This is a genomic window from Parabacteroides sp. MSK.9.14 (assembly GCF_019041495.1).
Taxonomy (GTDB): domain Bacteria; phylum Bacteroidota; class Bacteroidia; order Bacteroidales; family Tannerellaceae; genus Parabacteroides; species Parabacteroides merdae.
Genome location: NZ_JAHPXO010000002.1, coordinates 86058 through 106465, shown reverse-complemented (window position 1 = coordinate 106465; position 20408 = coordinate 86058). Strand labels below are relative to the sequence as shown.

Here is a 20408-nt window from a genome sequence, read left to right as displayed (position 1 = left end):
TTATGATTAATATCCCAGCAAGCAAATCATAAATCATAAATCATAAATCATAAATCATGAAGATGACAATAGACGAATATATCCTTTCTCATAGTGACGAAGAAGGTGCACTGCTCTCGGCCCTGAACCGGGATGCGAATGTGAACCTGCTTCGTCCGCGAATGCTGTCGGGGCATCTGCAAGGGCGGATATTGAAGATGTTTTGCCGGATGCTTCGTCCCCGCCGTGTGCTTGAGATCGGTACTTATACAGGATATGCTACTCTTTGTATGGCGGAAGGGCTGGAAGAAGGGGCTTTGATCCATACGCTTGAGATCAACGACGAAATGGAAGACTTCATCATGAAATACCTGAAACAGTCGCCCCATCAGGATAAGATACGGGTGCATTTCGGCGATGCCCTCGATATTATCCCGGCGCTCGGTGAAACCTTCGACCTTGTTTTTATCGATGCCGACAAGCGGTTGTATTCGGAATACTTCGACCTTGTTTTCCCGATGGTGCGTGCCGGCGGCTTGATTCTTGCCGACAACACGTTGTGGGACGGTCATGTGGTGGAGGAGCATCCTAAGGATAAACAAACACTCGGTATTCTTAGTTTTAATGATAAAATCAAAGAAGACCCGCGTATTGAAAAAGTTATCTTACCTTTGCGTGACGGCCTCACGATGATCTGGAAAAAATAAAAAAGCAAGAAATTATGGAAAGTACAAGATTAAGTAAAATAGAGCGTCTCCTGCAAAAGGAGTTGAGTGATATCTTTCAGAAACAGACACAGGCTATGCATGGTATCCTGATCTCTGTCAGTGTGGTACGTGTAAGCCCCGATTTGAGTGTGGCACGTGCTTACCTGAGTATCTTCCCGTCCGACAAGTCGAAGGAAATGCTTGAGAATATCCGGGCGAATACGAAAGCCATCCGCTTTGATCTCGGACAGCGCATCCGGAAACAGGTCCGCAAGATTCCTGAACTGACATTCTTTATCGACGATTCCCTGGATTATATCGAAAATATTGATAATCTGTTGAAAAAGTAAAAGAATACCGCGTTGAACTTCCCGTTTTATATAGCCCGGCGTTACCTTTTCTCGAAGAAATCCCACAATGCCATCAATATCATTTCGATGGTATCTGTTTGTGGAGTGGTTGTCGCTACAATGGCCCTGGTGTGTGCGCTGTCTGTATTGAACGGGTTTGTCGGGCTGGTTTCTTCCATGCTCGGCAATTTCGATCCGGAGCTGAAGATTCAGCCTGTACATGGAAAGGTGTTCGATCCGACTCTTCCGGCTGTCCGGGAAGTGAAGGAGTTGCCTGAGGTCGCTTTGTTTTGCGAAGTGCTCCAGGACAATGCGCAGGTCCGCTATCGGGATCGCCAGATTACCGCGACGGTCAAAGGTGTAGATGATACTTTCGGCCGTCTGACGCGGATAGACAGCATTTTAGTCGATAGCCGGGATGGTTCCTTTGTCCTGTCCGACGAAGTGGCCAATTACGCCAACTTGGGTGTCGGAACGGCTTTTTCTTTGGGGGTGCGCCCTAATTATGCCGATCCTTTGGAAATTTACGCTCCCAAGAGGAATGAAAAAGTCAATCTCGCCAACCCTGTCGCCTCCTTGAATTTGGAATATGCTTTTGTCGGCGGCGTATATGCCACTAACCAGCAGATGTATGACGAGAATTTCGTCCTGCTGCCTTTGCCGATGGTCCGCTCTTTGTTCGATTATGAAAAGGAAGTCTCGGCGATAGAGTTGTCATTGGTTCCCGGTGCAGACATCAATTCGGTCAAAAGCCGTATAAAATCACTCTTAGGCGATGATTTCTCGGTCAAGGACCGCTATGAACAGCAGGAAGCCTCTTTCCGGATGATGCAGGGGGAGAAGTGGATGATCTTTCTGATCCTGTGTTTCATTCTGATCCTGGCTCTGTTTAATGTGATCGGTTCGCTTTCCATGCTGATGATAGAAAAGAAAGAGGATGTCCGTACGTTGCAGAATATGGGTGCGGACGACCGTCTGATTCGTCGTATTTTCCTTTTCGAGGGTTGGATGATTTCCGGGCTCGGCGCTTTGATCGGTATCGTTATCGGATTGGCCCTTTGTTTGTTGCAACAGGAGTTGGGTATTATCAAATTAGGTCAGGCAGCCGGCTCCTTTATTATCGATGCCTATCCGGTCCGTGTCGAAGCCGGTGATATCCTTATTGTCTTTATAACCGTCCTTTCCATCGGCTTCCTTGCCGCCTGGTATCCTGTCCACTATCTGGGGAAGAAATGGCTTACCCGATAATCATTGAAAGATAAGATATTACAAAAAGATTGCGGTTCGTTGCCCGTTCATAAATAATATGTATATTTGTGGATGAACTAATAAAACAGTAACTATGAAAAAGGAAGGGTCGGATTTGAAAATCATGGAAGAGATGGAAAGAAAAAAGTTGCAGGACAGGTATATTCGCTTCGATTGGGCCATTAAGCGTCTGTTGCGCCAGAAGGCCAATTTCGATGTGCTCGACGGTTTCCTGACCGTCATGCTGAACGAAGAAATCAAGATCGTCGAAATCCTCGAAAGCGAAGGCAACCAGGAAAGTGCCGACGACAAGTTCAACCGCGTCGACATCAAAGCTTTGAACAGTAAAGGCGAAATCATCCTCGTTGAAATCCAGAACACACGCGAACTGCATTATTTGGAACGCATCCTCTACGGCGTAGCCAAAGCCATCACCGAACATATCTCGATTGGCGAAGGGTATGGGAAAATCAAGAAAGTCTACTCCATCAGCATCCTTTATTTCGATATTGGTATTGGGACAGACTATATCTATCACGGCCAAAATCATTTCGTCGGTGTACATACGGGTGACCATCTGCGTGTCAACACGCGTGAACGTGATGTGATCGTCTCGCATCTTCCCGCTGAAATCTTCCCCGAATATATCCTGGTCCGTGTAAACGAGTTCGACAAAGTGGCACTCACCCCTTTGGACGAATGGATCGAATACCTGAAAGACGGCACGATCCGTCCCGATACGACTGCACCGGGTCTGAAGGAAGCCCGCGAGAAGTTGAAATACTACTCCATGTCCCCTCAGGAACGCCTTATCTACGACCGCCATCTCGACGCCATCATGATCCAGAACGATGTGATCGACACGGCCAAATTAGAAGGGAGAATAGAGGGAAAAGCGGAAGGCCTTGCCGAAGGCATGCGTCAAGTCGCTTCGAGGATGAAAGATACGGGTGTAGACGTTGCTACCATAGTAAAGTGTACCGGTTTAAGCGAAGAAATAGTTTTGTCTTTGTAAGGAGTGTTCATTTCTCAATCTCTCATTATTTGTACGCAGAAGGCTCGGTTCTGAGAACTGAACCAAACTGCCTTCACCAGAGATCAAGTCGGCTCCGGAAGGTTCTATTTAAGTGACAATCGCCATGCTACTGTTGTCAAACAGCCTGCTCATAGACCTTTTGCCTTTAGTCGAAAACCTTTTCGCCCTTGGTCAAAAGCCCTTTCGACACTGGTCAAAAACCTTTTCGACTAAGGGCGAAAAGGTAAGGAGTGGTAGTAATAGTTGTTAATGCCTGTGTATTTGTTGATTAATTGATATTGTAGCCTCCTTGTTTTTTACTTAAATGTGTGGATGTGAAACCGGGGAGGCATGGCCAACCCAAATCAGGACGAGACAGGGTGAAGGCAAATTTTTGAGGTGAAGGCAGTCCGGATGTCTGTCTTCACCTTTGTGTGAGGATTGGTGACATAATATACAGGAATGACAGTTGTTTCCGTTATATCATGTAGAGATCGATTTTGTTTATATATTTAATGTACGCATGTACATTAATTTCAGATATGTAGGGCTTTGGGGTAGTTCCTCTATAAATATCAGAGTTTGTCTCGTAAATAAGCATTTTCGTACAGGATAGCTTATCTTGTTGATAAGAAAGAATATAGAAAAGGAAAAAATATTAAGGAAAAGGATTGTCGGTTTAAAAGTTATGCGTATTTTTGCCAAGAGAAAATCGTACGCAATGGTATTTGATTATAAGATTTAGAAGACGTACGTGTTATTTGATTGATTTATTTACACTTTAGTATTAATATTAAATTATTTGATTATGAACAAAAAGTTTTCTACTCTTTTGGCAGGGGTTGCATTGTTAGGTGCGATGTCTGCTAATGCAGGGAATCCTGTAACATCTTTGCAGAAAACGGGTAATGGCTTGTATCAATTGAAAGCTGCTGGTGGAGTGTTAGCGATGACTCCGGAAGGTGCTTTGAAATTGGAAGCAACTACTGAATCTGCAAATTTAGCAAGTACATTGTGGTGTGTTGAAGTAACTGAAGAAGGTTACGGTAAAGCTCCTATCTTTGATTTTACAAACAAAGCTACCGGTCAGCGTCTGGATATCCAGTATGCTGGTACTCTGTTGGAAGGTTTGGCTGAAAAAACGCCTTCTTATACGGACGTAGAAACGGCAAATGATTCTACTCGTGTCGGTGGTGAAATCTCTGGTTGGGCATACTTGAACCAGTATACATCTATTCCGGCTGCAGAACAAAAAGGTAAGACATTGTATTCTTATTTTAAAGCTGACTCTGTAATCGGTTTGGTTGCTGACGGAACAAATATTCAAGTGAAGAAGTTAGGTGCAGCTGATGCTTATAAAGATGCAGCTGCTGGTTCTGAATTAACGACGTTTATTCTTCAAGAAGCCGATATGATTCGTTTGCAGGCTCCTGAAATCAATACAATTTTGGGGTTGCAAGCTGCGGATAAGGGGGTTGCTTTGACATTTACACCGGATGAACAGGGCGAAAAGGTTGCTGTCGCCAACCCGTTCAATGGAAAGAATGCTGGCAAATTCTTGGCTGAAGCTATTTCTGGTGATAATGATTATGTATTTGTGTTGACGGCAGATAGTTCTTATCTGCGTGTTGATACTGCTATCGTTAACGAAAGCGGTGAGAGATTCCGTGCATTTAAGTGGTCTGATCTGAGCTATGCTAAACGTCAGGCAAGTACTGCTGCTACAAAGCCGACTTCTGCTGCAGACTCTATTTCCAAAGTAACAGGTCTTTCAGATCAGTATAAGTTCGCATTCTCTTACTATCCTTCAAAAGATAGCTTGGTAATTCAGGTTAAATCTGCAATGGATTATGATCCGAAAACTGCTACTAATGGTTCTGATTGGGTTGCTGATGCTGCTGCAACTGTGCTTCCTACAGCTGCTGGAGTGAAAGGTGAGAACAACTTTGTAACTGTTCAGGATTTGATCAAAGATAAAGTACGTATTGTAACTATCTATGACAAGAAGGAAACTGATATTTCTTTGGGTTATAAAGGTTGTGAAGCCGTTTACAACGGTCGTACTTCTGTTGAGGATGGTTTGTATTTCATCATGAATCAGAAGGGGCAATATTTGGCTTCTCCGATCCATGTAAATGGTGGCGAAGCTACTTGGGTAACAGTAAAGGCTGACGAACAGTTGACAGCTCATATGCCGGCTTATCAGTGGGTTGTGTTGAAAAAGAACACGGCTGATAAGGTAAAGGCTTATTCTCCTGTTACTATCACAAACCGTGAGTTCGCAACCGAATTGTCTGCTACAGCTCAACTGATGTTGAATGAAGGTGCTAAATATATGTATACTTCTGCTGCTACTGATATTGATATCAAGGCAACGGACTCTTTGATCTTTGTACAAGTAAAAGATGCCGAAGGTGTTAAGGGTAATGCAGCTTTGATCGCTGAAGCTTATCAGGATTCACTGTTAGGTTATAAGAATATCCCGGACGCTAAGTTCTTATTGGATGAATATACATTCAAATATCTGCATCCGTATGCAACAGGCGAAAACAGCAAGTATTTAGCTAAGGGTGCTGGTAAAGATTCTTTGCTGAATGTATTGAACGGTAAAGATGCATTCCGTCTGATTGAAGACGAAATTGCTGATTATGGTTATACAGTAACGGCGGATGTTGCAAAACGTGTTGGCATCAAACAGTTGCGTAGAACAGAATATGCAATCTCATTGAAAGATGCTTATATGGACGAAGCTAAGGAAGACAAGTATGCAATGTCAGCTTACGCTGATCCTATCGATTATTTCTTCTTGAAAGAAAATAACCATTATGAAGGTGAATGCTATTATGCAATTGTGAAGGCTAATAGTGATACAATTTCAAATGTTAAAGCTGGTGTAACGGATGATATTCTGGATGCAACAGTTAAGGTACAACCACTGGGAGAAACCAGAACTTCTGCATTTGCAATCAATCCTGATAAGACTCCGTTGTATCGTCGTTTCAATAATGCAAATCTTGGTGAAGCTGATGGCCGTGATACTTTGAGATTCTATGAAAACGTACGTCATGAATATCTGATGGACGAAAATAATAAGGAAGGTGGCTTGACAGACGAATTCGTTAACTATGTTGGTATGTGGACCGCAGACAAAGCAACAGGCTTGGCATTCCAGATTGATACAACTTGGGTAGTTCGTGGACGTGGCTATATCAAACCTCAGTACCTGATTTCTGTTGCTCATAATGATTTTGCAGGTATCGAAGGAACTCCTTGTACTGAAGATGGTCCGCATATTACACCTGACGGACAGATTACAGACGATCCTATGGCTTGTAAGCATGCTCATCCGGCTATCCCAGGATTCGAAAGAGCTAAATATATGGTAAGCTTCCAGGATTCTGTTGCAGTTTATGGTCAAGACAAACCGTATGCAGACGTAGCTGGTGGTTATACTCGCGTTGGTTTCGTTGAAGGTATCCGTGTTGCTGATACATTGTGGATCTTGCCGGCTCAATATAGAAGCGTGGCTAACGACAAAGTAAACTTTGCAACTCTGCAAGCTTATAATGATTCTGTTGTGGCTAAGGGTCTGCCTGCTATCAAGAATCTGTTGACTGAAGATGTTCATAAGAACTACGTATGGTCATTCCGTTATGTACATCCTGAAAAGGCTAACAATGTAACAGAAGAAGGTCTTGAAAACTCATTCTTGTTCGAATCGAACATTTGGCCGAATTCTGCAACTACCGTTAATGAATCTATCGCTCCTACAGAAAAAGCTGCATGGCTGAAGATTCAGAATGGTTGTGTAGTTTTGACAGATGATAAATCTACATTCGCTAATGCTAAGACTGGTGGTGATGGTGCTTTGGTTTTCAATGTTGAGAATAAAGAAAACGATCAGTTGGCTACAGATAACGAAACTATTACAACATCAGAAGTAACAGTGATTGCTGGTAACGGAAACGTTCAGGTAGTTGGTGCTGAAGGCAAGAAAGTTGTTATCACTAACATCTTAGGCCAGACAGTTGCTAACACAGTTATCACTTCTGACAATGCTACAATCGCTGCTCCTCAGGGTGTAGTTGTAGTAGCTGTTGAAGGCGAAGAAGCTGTTAAGGCTATCGTTAAATAAGTTCGATGCATTTATTAATTAAATAAATCGATTGCTCCTCTTCTCGTGAGAAAAGAGGGCAGAAAACAAATAAGCCTTTCCGGTAGAAATATCGGAGAGGCTTTTTGTGCATATATACGAGTGGTATGATTGGGGGAATTTGAAGAAGTCGGAGCTGCTTATCTTCCGGAGAATGCGATATTTGAAAATAACCCTGTATAATCGTCCAAATACGCGATTCTGACAGGGTTTAGGGGTGTCAGAATGTGAATGTTTTTCTGACCTGTTGATAACTTTTTGTTACTTTTCCCATATATTTCTTGGCGGTTAAATTAGGAAATGTGTACTTTTACCCTCCAATAGGGTGATGTATGTGCAAATCAACCAACTACAGGCCCTTATTTTAAGGAAAAGTTTAACATGAAGTAGCGAAGAAATGGAAGAAAAAGAAGTCTGTTATCATGTGCCGGTAATGCTTCATGAAAGTTTGGAAGGACTGGACATTCAACCATCCGGAGTGTATGTCGATGTTACCTTCGGAGGTGGAGGGCATTCGCGTGAAATCTTGAACCGGCTGAATGACGAAGGGGAGCTTTATGGATTTGATCAAGATGCCGATGCGGAGAAAAACATTCCGGCGGATTCCCGTTTTGTATTTGTCCGCAGTAATTTTCGTTACTTATATAACTTCATGCGTTATCATGGTGTAGCGGGTGAGGTCGATGGGTTGTTGGCCGACTTGGGCGTTTCTTCCCATCATTTTGATGACAAGGATCGCGGGTTCTCTTTCCGTTTCGACGGAGCGTTGGATATGAGGATGAATACACGGGCAGGACAAACTGCTGCAGATATTGTTAATACATATACGGAAGAACAGTTGGCCGACCTGTTCTACCTTTACGGAGAATTGAAAGTGGCACGCAAGCTGGCTTCCGTCTTGGTGCGCAGCCGGGAAGCGAAGAAGATAGAAACGATCGCCGACTTTTTGGAAGTGATAAAGCCCTTTACGGGAAAAGATAAGGAGAAGAAATTCCTGGCTCAGGTATTTCAGGCCTTGCGTATCGAGGTGAATGATGAAATGCGTGCTTTGCGTGAGATGTTGCAACAGACGCTTCAGGTGTTGAAACCCGGCGGACGTCTGGTTGTCATCACCTACCATTCTTTGGAAGACAGGTTGGTGAAGAACTTCCTGAAGACGGGTAACTTTGAAGGAAAGGCGGAGCAGGACTTCTTTGGAAATATAAGATCTCCGTTTCGCCTGGTAAACAATAAGGTGATTGTTCCGTCGGACGAGGAGATCGAACGGAATCCCCGCTCCCGGAGTGCAAAGCTAAGGATTGCGGAGTTGGATAATAGAGTCTGATAACTTTCAACAGAAAAAGTATGGCAATGGAAACGAAACAGAAGAAAAAGAAGAAGGAGAATCGTTTTTCTTTTTTGTATATATTGGGGGGTGGGATCCTGAAAGAGGATTTCATTGTCAGGCATACGAAGATGATCGTGCTTGTTGTCGTACTGATATTCATATTTATCGGTAACCGATATGTCTGTATGCAGCGGTTGCGTGAAATCGACCGCTTACAACAGCAATTGCGCGATGTGCGGTTCGAGGCGCTGTCCATTTCTTCGGAATTGACAGGCAACAGCCGTCAGTCGCAGATTGAACTGTTGATAGAAGAACAGGGTATAGAATTGGAAGCGGCGAAGAATCCGCCGTATGAATTGTATAAGTAAAAGATGGCTGAAGAAGAGATCGGATCAAAAGAACAAGCTCCTAAGAGTAACCGGATTTTATTCTGTTACTTCTTTATCGTGCTGTTGCTCGGATTGGTAGCAATAGGCATCTTGGTGCGTGCCTTCGATACGGCTTTTGTGGAAAGGGAGACTTGGATGAAGGTGGCCGAGAGCCAGAAGCGTCCGAACCGCCTGATCTATCCCAGCCGTGGAAATATCTATTCTTCCGACGGCAAACTGATGGCGACCAGTGTGCCTTGCTTTTATCTGTATATCGATTTCAACGCAGATTGCTATACCCATCCGACCAAGAAGTGGAACAGCTTGGATACGCTTCTGAAAAGTAAACATAACGGGATCGACTCCCTTTCTTTTTACCTTTCCCGCAAATTGAAAGACAGGACGCCTGCCGGATATAAGAATTACCTGCTGAATGGTCTGAAGAAGAAAAGCCGCCAGTTCCCCGTTTGTGACGGTAAAGTTTCCTATTCCGACTTGAAGGAAATAAAGAAATTCCCGTTCTTCCGTTTGGGACGGTTCAAGAGCGGCTTCTACACGCGGGAGATGGTCGAACGGCAGAAGCCGTTCGGGACATTGGCCTCCCGTACGATCGGCGATACGTTCCGCGATATCGATCCTAAAACAGGGCTGACAAAGGGAAAGAACGGTCTGGAATTGCAATACGATACTTTGCTCCACGGCGTAGCCGGCCTGAATTCCGTACGCCGTCTCGGTGGAGGATGGACGAATGTCGTAGAGGTCGATCCGGTGGAAGGAATGGATATCCGCACGACGATCGACATCAATATCCAGGATATAGCCGAGAAGTCGTTGCTCGACATGCTGAAAAAGATCGACGCTGCATCGGGTACGGCTGTTGTCATGGAAGTCGCGACAGGCGAGGTGAAAGCCATTACCAACATGGGGCGTATTCGTGAAGGCGTCTACGGCGAGGATACCAACCATGCCGTGGCAGACGAAACGGAACCCGGTTCGACCTTTAAAGTCGCCTCCATCATGGTGGCGCTTGAAGATGGTGTCTGCCAGCCCGGCGATACGGTCGATGTCGGCAACGGTATCTATATGTATAAAGGAGCCCGTATGACGGATCATAATAACCATAAAGGCGGTTACGGCCGTATTTCGGTGGAACAGGCTATTTGGTATTCCTCCAATATCGGGGTGGCCAAGACGATCCTGAAAGGATATGAAAAGAATCCGACTAAGTATGTGGAAGGGCTTTACCGTATCGGTTTGAACGAAGACCTCCGTCTGGAAATCCCTGGAGCGGGCCGTGCTAAAATCCGCCGGCCGGATGACACTGTACGCTACTGGTCGAAGACTGCTCTGCCGTGGATGTCTTTCGGGTATGAGACTCAGATCCCGCCGATCTATACGCTTGCCTTCTATAATGCGATTGCCAACAACGGTAAGATGGTGCGTCCGATCTTTACGAAAGAAATCTTGCACAACGGCAAGACCGTGCAGAGCTTCTCTACCGAAGTGGTGCGGGAATCCATCTGCTCGGAACGTACGCTGAATATGATAAAGGATATGTTGTTAGGCGTAGTGGAAAAAGGAACCGGCAAGGCCGTCCATTCTGACTTTGTCCGTATTGCCGGTAAAACCGGTACGGCCCAGATCGCTTCGGGAGGTGTTTACCGCCAGGCTGGCCACCAGGTCGCCTTCTGCGGCTATTTCCCGGCCGACGAACCGAAATATTCCTGCATCGTCGTGATCCGTCAGCCGCGCAACGGCTATCCTTCGGGGGGCACGATGTCAGGCGGCGTAGTGAAGGCGATAGCCGAGAAGGTCTATGCCAGCCATATGTCATTCGATATCCGCGACATGGAAAAGGATTCATTGGCAGTGACGTTGCCGCAGCCGAAAGCCGGTGAACGGGGAGCGTTGGAATATGTTTTGGACAAACTCGATATAGAGGCCGATAACGACAGTATCGAAACCCAATGGGTGACGGCTAAGCGTGAGGACGGCAGGGAAGATGTGGAACTGAAAGATATCCCTATCCGCGAAGGATTGGTGCCGAATGTGATCGGCATGGGAGCGAAAGACGCCGTTTACCTGTTGGAAAGCGTTGGATTACGGGCTTCGTTGAATGGTATGGGGCGGGTATCTTCTCAATCCGTATCTCCCGGTTCACGGGTTTCGAAAGGACAAACCGTTTCATTAACATTAAAATAGGCTATGGAACTAAAAGAACTTATTCATCCGTTGGAAGTGCTTGAGGTCGTAGGAAACACCGACGTGGAGATCTCCGGTATTCAGTCTGATTCCCGTAAAGTGGAAAAAGGCTTTTTGTTTGTGGCGGTTCGGGGTACGACCGTAGATGGCCATGATTATATCCAAAGCGCGATCGGGAAAGGGGCTGCCGCAATCGTTTGCGAGGAAATTCCTGCTCTTTCGGATGAAGACATACAGGTATCCGAAAGCAAACCGGTTTTTATCCGGGTGAAAGATTCGGCGGATGCTTTAGGCAAATCACTTTCTGCCTGGTATGAGAATCCTTCGGACAATCTGATATTGGTTGGAGTGACCGGCACGAACGGAAAGACGACAATTGCGACACTCCTGTACGAGATGTTCCGGAAGATGGGGCATAAAGTAGGATTACTCTCTACCGTTTGCAATTATATCGATGGCGAAGCAATCCCGACTGATCATACGACGCCTGACCCTGTCACCCTTCATAATCTGATGGCTCGGATGGTGGAAGCCGGTTGCGAGTATGCTTTTATGGAAGTCAGTTCGCATTCGATCGACCAAAAGCGTATCAGCGGCCTGTCGTTCAACGGAGGTATCTTTACCAATCTGACGCGTGATCACTTGGATTATCATAAGACAGTCGAGAATTACTTGAAAGCCAAGAAGAAATTCTTCGATGATCTGCCTGCTTCGGCTTTCGCACTTACGAATGCGGACGACAAAGCCGGTCTTGTCATGTTGCAGAATACGGCTGCCAGGAAGCTGACCTATTCGCTCCGCACATTGGCCGATTTCAAAGGAAAGATATTGGAATCCCATTTCGAAGGGACTGAAATGCTGGTTAACGGGCGTGAGGTGATGACACGCTTTGTCGGCCGTTTCAATGCCTATAACCTGTTGGCTGTGTATGGAGCTGCCGTTTCGTTAGGCAAAGATCCGGAAGAAGTGTTGGTGGTGTTGAGCGATCTGCATTCGGTTTCCGGTCGTTTCCAGACGATCCAGTCTCCGTTGGGATATACGGCAATCGTGGACTATGCCCATACGCCTGACGCATTGACGAACGTGCTCAACAGCATCCATGAGGTGTTGAACGGCAACGGCCGTGTGATCACGGTCGTTGGCTGTGGCGGCAACCGCGACAAGGGAAAGCGCCCGATCATGGCGAAGGAGGCAGCCAAGTTGAGCGATCAGCTGATCCTGACCTCCGACAATCCCCGTTTCGAGGAACCGGATGAGATCATTAAAGATATGGTTGCCGGCCTGAATGCTGCCGATATGGAACATACGCTCTGCATTACGGACCGTGCGCAGGCGATCAAAACAGCCACTATGCTCGCCAGGAAAGGTGACGTGATCCTGGTTGCAGGCAAGGGCCATGAAGATTACCAGGAAGTAAAAGGCGTGAAGCATCATTTTGATGACCGGGAACAGTTAAAAGAAATATTTAAGAGTTGAAAGGTGGAAGGTGAAAGTTATATTCAGCAGTATTTAACTTTCAACTCTCAACTTTCAACTGAAAAACGAAGTTTTTTATGTTGTATTATTTGTTTAATTATTTGGATCAGCTCGATTTTCCGGGGGCCGGTATGTTCAAGTATGTATCATTCCGTTCCGCCCAGGCATTGATCCTGTCCTTGTTCATCTCGACGGCTATCGGACGCCGTATCATCGACAAGCTGCAAATGTTGCAGATCGGCGAGACGGTGCGTAACCTCGGCCTGGAAGGGCAGATGAGTAAGAAAGGGACGCCGACGATGGGAGGTATCATCATTATCATTGCGATTGTGGTGCCGACCTTGCTTTGTGCGAAGCTGACCAATATCTATGTGATCCTGATGCTGGTGACGACCATCTGGTTAGGGGCGTTGGGATTTGCCGACGACTATATCAAGGTGTTCCGGAAGAACAAGGAAGGCATGCATGGCAAGTTCAAGATTATCGGACAGATCGGTCTGGGGTTGATCGTCGGCCTGGTGCTTTTTATGAGTCCGGATGTGGTGATCAAGGAGAATATGGAAGTGCGGCATGACAATGTGATCGAGGAAGTCCGCTACCATGCAGTTGAAAAGAAGTCGACCAAGACGACGATCCCGTTTGTGAAGAACAACAATTTCGATTATGCGCAGTTGGTCAACTGGGCAGGCGAATATAAGGAAGAGGCAGCCTGGCTGGTCTTCGTCCTGATGGTGATCTTCGTGGTAACGGCCGTGTCGAACGGGGCGAACCTGACGGACGGTTTGGATGGTCTGGCGGCGGGAAGCTCGGCGATTATCGGGGTGGCACTCGGAATACTTGCGTATATGTCGTCGCACTTCGAGTTCGCCTCTTTCCTGAATATCATGTTCATCCCCGGAGCGGAAGAACTGGTGGTGTTTGCGGCTGCCTTTATCGGGGCAACGGTCGGATTCTTGTGGTACAATGCTTATCCGGCACAAGTGTTTATGGGGGATACGGGTAGCTTGACGTTAGGCGGTATCATCGCTGTATTCGCAATCATTATTCGGAAGGAATTACTGATCCCGATCTTGTGCGGCATCTTCCTGGTGGAGAATCTCTCCGTCCTTATGCAGACGTTCTATTTCAAATATACGAAGAAGAAATACGGTGAGGGACGGCGCATTTTCAAGATGGCTCCCCTTCATCACCATTTCCAGAAGCCCGGTAATGCGGGAATACAGGCTTTGATACAGAAACCTTTTAACGTGGTGCCCGAATCGAAGATCGTGGTCCGGTTTTGGTTGATCGGTATCATCCTGGCAGTTATAACGATTGTGACGTTAAAGATGAGGTAAAGTGATTTATGATTTATAATTTGTGATTTATTATCGACGCATAAATCATAAATCATAAATCATAAATGAATAAAGAAATCATAAATCAAATGAAGAAAAGGATTGTTATCTTAGGGGCCGGTGAAAGTGGCGCAGGTGCCGCCGTGCTGGCAAAGGCGAAAGGATTCGATGTGTTCGTTTCCGATTTCTCGTCCATCAAACCCAAGTATAAGGATATGCTGGATGCCCACGGTATCTGTTGGGAAGAGGGCCGGCATACCGAAGCCGACATCCTGAATGCCGACGAGATTATCAAGAGTCCGGGGATTCCCGACAAGGCTCCTATCATAAAGAAACTGAAGGAGAAAGGTACGCCTATCATCTCCGAGATAGAATTTGCCGGACGGTACACGGATGCCAAGATGATCTGTATCACCGGAAGCAATGGCAAGACGACGACGACCATGCTGACTTACCACATCCTCCGACAGGCGGGAGTGGATGCTGGGCTTGCCGGGAACGTCGGGAACAGCCTTGCCCTCCAGGTGGCTGAAGATCCTCACGCCGTCTACGTGATCGAACTGAGTAGTTTCCAGCTCGACAACATGTACGACTTCAAGGCGGACATCGCCATCTTGCTGAATATAACGCCTGACCATCTGGATCGTTATAACTACGAGATGCAGAACTATGTGGATGCCAAATTCCGCATTATCCGGAACCAGACGGCTGAAGATGCTTTCATATTCTGGAACGACGATCCCATTATTGCCCGCGAAATCGCCAAACGCCATCCGCAGGCAACTCTCTACCCGTTCGCCGAAACTCACGAAGCCGGCGTAAAGGGCTATACGGAAGACAAAAAGATAATAATTGAAACCTCAAACGGAACGTTTACAATGGAAGAAGATTTATTGGCATTATCGGGAACGCATAATCTGTATAATTCGCTGGCTTCTGGTATCGCATCCAAATTGGTGGATATCCACGATGAGAATTTACGGGCTTCGCTGAGCGACTTTACCGGGGTGGAACATCGCCTGGAGAAAGTGGCACGTGTGCGCGGAGTCGATTATATCAACGACTCGAAAGCTACGAATGTAAACTCCTGCTGGTATGCCTTGCAGAGCATGACCACTCCGCTGGTCTTGATACTGGGTGGAACGGATAAGGGAAATGATTATTCCGAAATCGAAGAGCTGGTGAAGAAAAAGGTGCATGCCCTCATATTCCTCGGTGTGGACAATGCCAAGCTGCATGGTTTCTTCGACGGGAAGGTTCCTGTTATCGAGGATGCCCGTTCGATGGAAGAAGCCGTAGCGAAAGCGTATAAGCTGGCCGAAAAGGGAGATACCGTCCTGTTGTCACCCTGCTGTGCCAGCTTCGACCTCTTCAAGAGCTATGAGGATCGTGGCGACCAGTTCAAGGCTTGTGTGCGTAACCTGTAAAGAAAGACGAAGAAATGGACTTAGCAAGTAAACTGTTCAAGGGCGACCGGGTGATATGGGTGATCTTCATGTTCCTGTGTTTGGTCTCGGTGATCGAGGTCTTCAGTGCAACCAGTACGATTGCTTATAAGAATGCGAATCATTGGGCTCCTATTGTACGTCATGCGACTTTCCTGTTGGGAGGTTTCGTGCTTGTACTGTTGATGCACAACATACCGTGCAGGTTCTATTCCTTGTTGAGTTTGCTTTTGCCGGTCTCGATGGTTCTGTTGGCCATTACGCCCTTTGTTGGTGTCGTGGTAAATGGGGAACCTCGTTGGCTGGAAATTCTCGGAATCCGTTTCCAGCCCTCGGAAATAGCCAAGATAGCCGCTATCGGTTATACGGCGTTTATCCTGAGCAAGCGGAATTGGTTCACGGATAAACAGATGTTCTGGTACATCTTGGGAGGCGTTGGAGGTGTTTGTTTTCTGATCTTCTTCAATAACGGGTCGACCGCTATCCTGCTGTTCGCCGTGACTTTCATGATGATGTTCATCGGGCAGATATCCATCGGACGTCTGCTGAGATTGGGCGGTGCGGGTATCATCGGCGTCTTGATGTTAGTGGGTTTTATACGGTTTGCCCCGGACAAGGTGATCGACTTGATGCCGGATCGTGTGCACACTTGGAAAGCACGTATCGAGCGTTTTTCCGATCCGGCGGATGCCGTCAAGTTTGAACCGGGAAGAGCTGTCAGCATTGACGGTGACGATTACCAGGTGGTGCATGCCAAGATTGCACTAGCACGTGGCGGTCTGTTCGGGAAGTTCCCCGGACATGGGCAGCAACGCGACTTTCTGCCGCAGGCTTACTCGGACTTTATCTATGCCATTATTATAGAAGAGATGGGAATCGTCGGGGGTGTCTTTGTCCTGCTCCTGTATATCATCTTGCTTGTCAGGGTGGGGATGATTGCTCGTAGATGTGATAAGCTCTTTCCTAAATTCCTGGTGCTGGGCTGCGGATTGTTGGTTGTCGTCCAGGCCTTGACGAATATGGCGGTGGCGGTAGACCTGATACCGGTGACCGGACAACCTTTGCCGTTGGTCAGCCGGGGAGGTACGTCGACTGTAATCAGTTGCGCCTATATCGGCATCATCTTGAGCGTTAGCCGTTTCGGGGCCAATATGGGAAATGAGGAAGAAACACCGGAAGAAGAAGGGACTGCTGCTGTTGCCGAAGGTGGTACGCTTCCGGAAAGCGAAAGGATCGCGGATGCAACCCTTGATACCGTTTCGGACAAACCGTTCGAAGCGACCGCGAAAGCTCCCGTGGGTGAAGAGAATCCATTGGAGGCCGTGCGGACAATAGAAGAAACAACAACAGAAACTAAAATATGAAACAGTACCGAATCATCATAAGCGGCGGTGGAACCGGAGGGCATATCTTCCCGGCTATCTCCATTGCCAATACCTTCAGGAAACGTTTTCCGGAGGCGGAAATACTGTTTGTGGGAGCTGATGACCGGATGGAAATGGAGAAAGTGCCTGCCGCCGGTTATCGCATCGTGGGGTTGCCGGTTAGCGGCTTCGACCGTGCCCACTTGGCCAATAACATCCGTGTCGCAGGCCGTTTGCTCAAAAGCCTCAAGCTTGCCAAAAAGACGATACGGGAGTTCAAACCCGATATTGCCGTGGGGGTAGGCGGTTATGCCAGCGGACCGACGCTCTGGATGGCTGCTTCCTTAGGAATCCCTACCCTGATACAGGAGCAGAATTCCTATGCAGGTGTCACGAATAAGCTCCTGGCAAAGAAAGCCGGCAAAATATGCGTCGCCTACGAAGGCATGGAGAAGTTCTTCCCGGCCGACCGTATCGTCGTGACCGGCAATCCGGTCCGTCAGGATCTGGAAGAGGCGTCGGACAAGCGTGAGGAAGCCTTGAAGTTCTTCGGCCTCTCCCCGGATAAGAAGACGATTCTGGTGGTTGGCGGCAGTCTGGGTGCACGGACGATCAACCGCAGCATACAAGGAGATCTGGATAAACTTTTCGCTTCGGATGTCGACGTACAGGTAATCTGGCAAACCGGACGCTATTACCATGAAGAAGCCTTGAAACATCTGAAGGCTTACAGGGGAATGCCGATCTGGTGCTCGGACTTCATCACCCGTATGGACTATGCCTATGCGGCGGCCGATCTGATTATCTCCCGTGCAGGCGCCAGTTCTATTTCCGAACTTTGCCTGCTGAAGAAACCGGTGATCCTGGTTCCTTCTCCCAATGTGGCGGAAGACCATCAGACGAAGAATGCTTTGGCATTGGTGGGTAAAGATGCTGCTGTCATGGTGGCCGACAAAGATGCCGAACAGCAATTGGTGTCGAAGGCTCTCGAAATCATCCACGACGACGAACGTCTCCGTGTCTTGGGCCGCAACATCGCGACATTGGCCCAGCACCAGAGCGCGGAACGCATAGTGGACGAGATCGTCAAGATTATCGAAAAGAAAAACCTATGACTTTTTGCCGGAAAAGCTATGGCCTCTGGTGAAAAAAGTTATAGTCTTTTACAAGAAAAGCTATAGCCTTTTCTGAAGAAGATGCCGTTCTTTTATGGCAAATACGGTGGGAAGATCGTATCTTTGTAACAAAGAATAGTAACGAGTAAGAAAATATGGATATAAACAACATAACGGCTGTCTATTTTATCGGGGCCGGCGGGATTGGGATGAGTGCCTTGATCCGCTATTTCCTTTCGAAAGGAAAGAAGGTGGGCGGTTACGACAAGACTCCTTCCGGTCTGACGGAGCAGTTGAATTATGAAGGAGCCGCCATGCACTATGAAGACAATGTCGACCTGATCCCCGACGACTTTACCGATCCGGCAAAGACACTGGTCGTCTATACTCCTGCCGTTCCCGAAGACCATTCGGAGCTTTGCTATTTCCGGGGGAATGGTTTCGAGGTGATGAAGCGTGCACGTGTGTTAGGCGAGATCACTGGTTGCAACCGGGGATTGTGTGTGGCCGGTACGCACGGCAAGACAACGACCTCTTCGATGGTCGCCCACCTGCTGAAACAGTCTCATGTGGATTGCAATGCTTTCTTAGGCGGTATCCTGAAGAACTATGACAGCAACCTGATGCTTTCCGACAAGAGTGACCTGACCGTGATAGAAGCGGACGAGTTCGACCGTTCGTTCCATTGGTTGAAACCTTATATGGCCGTTATTACCGCGGCCGATCCCGATCATCTGGATATCTACGGGACTCCGGAAGCCTATCGTGAAAGTTTCGAACATTTTACCTCGTTGATCCGCCCGGACGGTTGCCTGCTTATGAAACAAAGCATCAACGTCACTCCCCGCCTGCAGGAAGGCGTGAAGTTTTATACTTATACCGGCGCTTTCGACGCAAAAGAACTTTCAACTTTCAACTTTCAACTCTCAACTGGAAGTCCCGACTTTTATGCGGAGAACGTCCGCATCGGAGGTGGCGAAATCTTCTTCGACTTTGTCGGTCCTGATGTCCGCATCCCCGACATACAGCTGGGCGTGCCCGTGAAAGTAAACATCGAGAACGGAGTTGCCGCTATCGCCCTTGCCTGGCTGAACGGTGTGACACCGGAGGAGATCAAGCATGGTATGGCGACCTTTGCCGGTCCGCGCCGTCGTTTCGACTTCCATCTCAAGAAAGAAAATATCGTCCTGATCGACGACTATGCCCATCATCCTGCCGAGCTGAAGGCAAGTATCCTTTCCGTGAAGGAGCTGTATGCCGGACGCAAGGTGACCGGTATCTTCCAGCCGCACCTTTACACCCGTACGCGTGACTTTGCCGCCGACTTTGCCGCCAGCCTCTCGCTCCTGGATGAACTGATACTGCTGGATATCTACCCGGCGCGTGAGGAGCCGATACCGGGTGTCACTTCACAGATTATCTTCGATGCCGTGACCATTGCCGACAAGCGGTTGATCCGCAAGGAGGAACTGTTGGACGTGGTGGCTGCCGAAGCCGGTAAGCTCGAAGTCGTCCTGATGGTCGGAGCCGGCAATATTGAACTGTTGGTAGATCCGGTAAAACAAATATTGGATAAAAAAGAATAAATCGTGATCCGTATCGTATCCATAATCGTTGCAACACTGTTGTTCTGCTACATCGTGTTTGTCTCCTTCTTCTTTCGGGAAAGCAGGCAGAAGGAGTTGTGCCGTGACCTGCAAGTAGTGGTCGTGGACAGCCTTGACAAGCATTTTGTGAGCGAGAGCGATTTGGTGCATATCCTCAAGAAGGCTGACTTGAACCCGATCAAGAGGCCGATGGACGAGATCAACACCGACCGGATTGAAAACGAATTGCTGAAAAACGAAATGATTGCCCGTGTGGAAGCTTACAAGACTCCTTCCGGCATGATTAAATTGGAAGTGGAGCAAAAAATTCCTATCTTGCGTGTGATAAGTCCGAGAGGCAACTATTATGTGGATAATCTGGGAAGCACGATGCCTGTCAGCCGCCGTTATGTGGCGCACGTTCCGGTTGTGAGCGGATATGTGGAAAAAGAGCTGGCGGTAACCGACTTATACAAATTTGCATTATTTTTGCAGGAGAATGATTTCTGGAATAATCAGATAGAACAGATTTACGTTCATCCTGATAACGAGGTGGAGCTGATTCCGCGGGTCGGTAACCATCGTATCGTACTGGGCTCCTTTGCTGATTTCGAGGAGAAGCTGGACAATCTCCGGCTCTTCTACGAGAAAGCGATCCCGAAGGTGGGGTGGGAGAAGTACAGCATTATCAGTTTAAAATATAAGGATCAGATTGTTTGTACTAAAAGATAGAGAA

15 protein-coding genes are annotated in these 20408 nt (G+C 47.3%); all 15 read left to right on the top strand.

The features are described 5' to 3' along the window. The first annotated feature begins 62 nt into the window (after positions 1-62). Positions 63-686: an O-methyltransferase gene (locus KTG12_RS01650; RefSeq protein ID WP_005649524.1), complete on the top strand. Its 624-nt coding sequence runs from the start codon at positions 63-65 to the stop codon at positions 684-686. 14 nt (positions 687-700) lie between these two features. Then, positions 701-1036 carry a 30S ribosome-binding factor RbfA gene (gene rbfA / locus KTG12_RS01645; RefSeq protein ID WP_005634351.1) on the top strand — a complete coding sequence of 112 codons (336 nt, stop codon included), beginning with the start codon at positions 701-703 and terminating at the stop codon, positions 1034-1036. Between the two features lie 12 nt (positions 1037-1048). Then, positions 1049-2284 carry an FtsX-like permease family protein gene (locus KTG12_RS01640; protein WP_155143446.1) on the top strand — a complete coding sequence of 412 codons (1236 nt, stop codon included), beginning with the start codon at positions 1049-1051 and terminating at the stop codon, positions 2282-2284. Positions 2285-2378: 94 nt separating this feature from the next. Further along, positions 2379-3299, top strand: coding sequence for an Rpn family recombination-promoting nuclease/putative transposase (locus KTG12_RS01635; RefSeq protein WP_119215899.1), 921 nt, complete (start codon positions 2379-2381; stop codon positions 3297-3299). A gap of 808 nt (positions 3300-4107) precedes the next feature. Next, positions 4108-7434, top strand: coding sequence for a DUF6383 domain-containing protein (locus tag KTG12_RS01630; RefSeq protein WP_215667779.1), 3327 nt, complete (start codon positions 4108-4110; stop codon positions 7432-7434). Between the two features lie 415 nt (positions 7435-7849). Further along, on the top strand, positions 7850-8776 hold the full coding sequence (gene rsmH, locus KTG12_RS01625) for a 16S rRNA (cytosine(1402)-N(4))-methyltransferase RsmH (RefSeq protein WP_122203962.1): 927 nt from the start codon (positions 7850-7852) through the stop codon (positions 8774-8776). A 26-nt stretch (positions 8777-8802) separates the two neighbouring features. After that, positions 8803-9147, top strand: a complete 345-nt coding sequence (locus KTG12_RS01620) for an FtsL-like putative cell division protein (protein ID WP_005644587.1) — start codon at positions 8803-8805, stop codon at positions 9145-9147. A 3-nt stretch (positions 9148-9150) separates the two neighbouring features. Beyond that, a complete protein-coding gene (locus KTG12_RS01615) occupies positions 9151-11349 on the top strand; it encodes a penicillin-binding protein (RefSeq protein WP_005644585.1) in 2199 nt (732 codons plus the stop codon). A 3-nt stretch (positions 11350-11352) separates the two neighbouring features. Beyond that, a complete protein-coding gene (locus tag KTG12_RS01610; protein ID WP_122115657.1) occupies positions 11353-12825 on the top strand; it encodes a UDP-N-acetylmuramoyl-L-alanyl-D-glutamate--2,6-diaminopimelate ligase in 1473 nt (490 codons plus the stop codon). A gap of 77 nt (positions 12826-12902) precedes the next feature. Further along, the gene (gene mraY / locus KTG12_RS01605) at positions 12903-14162 is read left to right on the top strand and encodes a phospho-N-acetylmuramoyl-pentapeptide-transferase (protein WP_005634307.1); all 1260 of its coding nucleotides are present in this window, start codon (positions 12903-12905) and stop codon (positions 14160-14162) included. A gap of 89 nt (positions 14163-14251) precedes the next feature. Then, positions 14252-15589 (top strand): UDP-N-acetylmuramoyl-L-alanine--D-glutamate ligase, encoded by a 1338-nt coding sequence (gene murD / locus KTG12_RS01600; protein WP_173022414.1) that lies wholly within the window; start codon positions 14252-14254, stop codon positions 15587-15589. Between the two features lie 14 nt (positions 15590-15603). Beyond that, positions 15604-16971, top strand: coding sequence for an FtsW/RodA/SpoVE family cell cycle protein (locus KTG12_RS01595; RefSeq protein WP_005634304.1), 1368 nt, complete (start codon positions 15604-15606; stop codon positions 16969-16971). Continuing rightward, complete coding sequence (gene murG, locus KTG12_RS01590) at positions 16968-18086, top strand: undecaprenyldiphospho-muramoylpentapeptide beta-N-acetylglucosaminyltransferase (protein ID WP_005634302.1); 1119 nt, start codon at positions 16968-16970, stop codon at positions 18084-18086. Before KTG12_RS01595 ends, murG begins: the two co-directional genes overlap by 4 nt. A 155-nt stretch (positions 18087-18241) precedes the next feature. After that, a complete protein-coding gene (murC, locus tag KTG12_RS01585) occupies positions 18242-19672 on the top strand; it encodes a UDP-N-acetylmuramate--L-alanine ligase (protein WP_155143448.1) in 1431 nt (476 codons plus the stop codon). 3 nt (positions 19673-19675) lie between these two features. Then, complete coding sequence (locus KTG12_RS01580) at positions 19676-20404, top strand: cell division protein FtsQ/DivIB (RefSeq protein ID WP_005644573.1); 729 nt, start codon at positions 19676-19678, stop codon at positions 20402-20404. Positions 20405-20408: the final 4 nt, after the last annotated feature.

Bases quoted from the DNA above. Each gene is read 5' to 3' on its own strand.
- KTG12_RS01650 (WP_005649524.1), top strand. From the start codon at position 63: ATGACAATAGACGAATATATCCTTTCTCATAGTGACGAAGAAGGTGCA.
- rbfA (WP_005634351.1), top strand. From the start codon at position 701: ATGGAAAGTACAAGATTAAGTAAAATAGAGCGTCTCCTGCAAAAGGAG.
- KTG12_RS01635 (WP_119215899.1), top strand. From the start codon at position 2,379: ATGAAAAAGGAAGGGTCGGATTTGAAAATCATGGAAGAGATGGAAAGA.
- KTG12_RS01630 (WP_215667779.1), top strand. From the start codon at position 4,108: ATGAACAAAAAGTTTTCTACTCTTTTGGCAGGGGTTGCATTGTTAGGT.
- rsmH (WP_122203962.1), top strand. From the start codon at position 7,850: ATGGAAGAAAAAGAAGTCTGTTATCATGTGCCGGTAATGCTTCATGAA.
- KTG12_RS01620 (WP_005644587.1), top strand. From the start codon at position 8,803: ATGGAAACGAAACAGAAGAAAAAGAAGAAGGAGAATCGTTTTTCTTTT.
- KTG12_RS01615 (WP_005644585.1), top strand. From the start codon at position 9,151: ATGGCTGAAGAAGAGATCGGATCAAAAGAACAAGCTCCTAAGAGTAAC.
- KTG12_RS01610 (WP_122115657.1), top strand. From the start codon at position 11,353: ATGGAACTAAAAGAACTTATTCATCCGTTGGAAGTGCTTGAGGTCGTA.
- mraY (WP_005634307.1), top strand. From the start codon at position 12,903: ATGTTGTATTATTTGTTTAATTATTTGGATCAGCTCGATTTTCCGGGG.
- murD (WP_173022414.1), top strand. From the start codon at position 14,252: ATGAAGAAAAGGATTGTTATCTTAGGGGCCGGTGAAAGTGGCGCAGGT.
- KTG12_RS01595 (WP_005634304.1), top strand. From the start codon at position 15,604: ATGGACTTAGCAAGTAAACTGTTCAAGGGCGACCGGGTGATATGGGTG.
- murG (WP_005634302.1), top strand. From the start codon at position 16,968: ATGAAACAGTACCGAATCATCATAAGCGGCGGTGGAACCGGAGGGCAT.
- murC (WP_155143448.1), top strand. From the start codon at position 18,242: ATGGATATAAACAACATAACGGCTGTCTATTTTATCGGGGCCGGCGGG.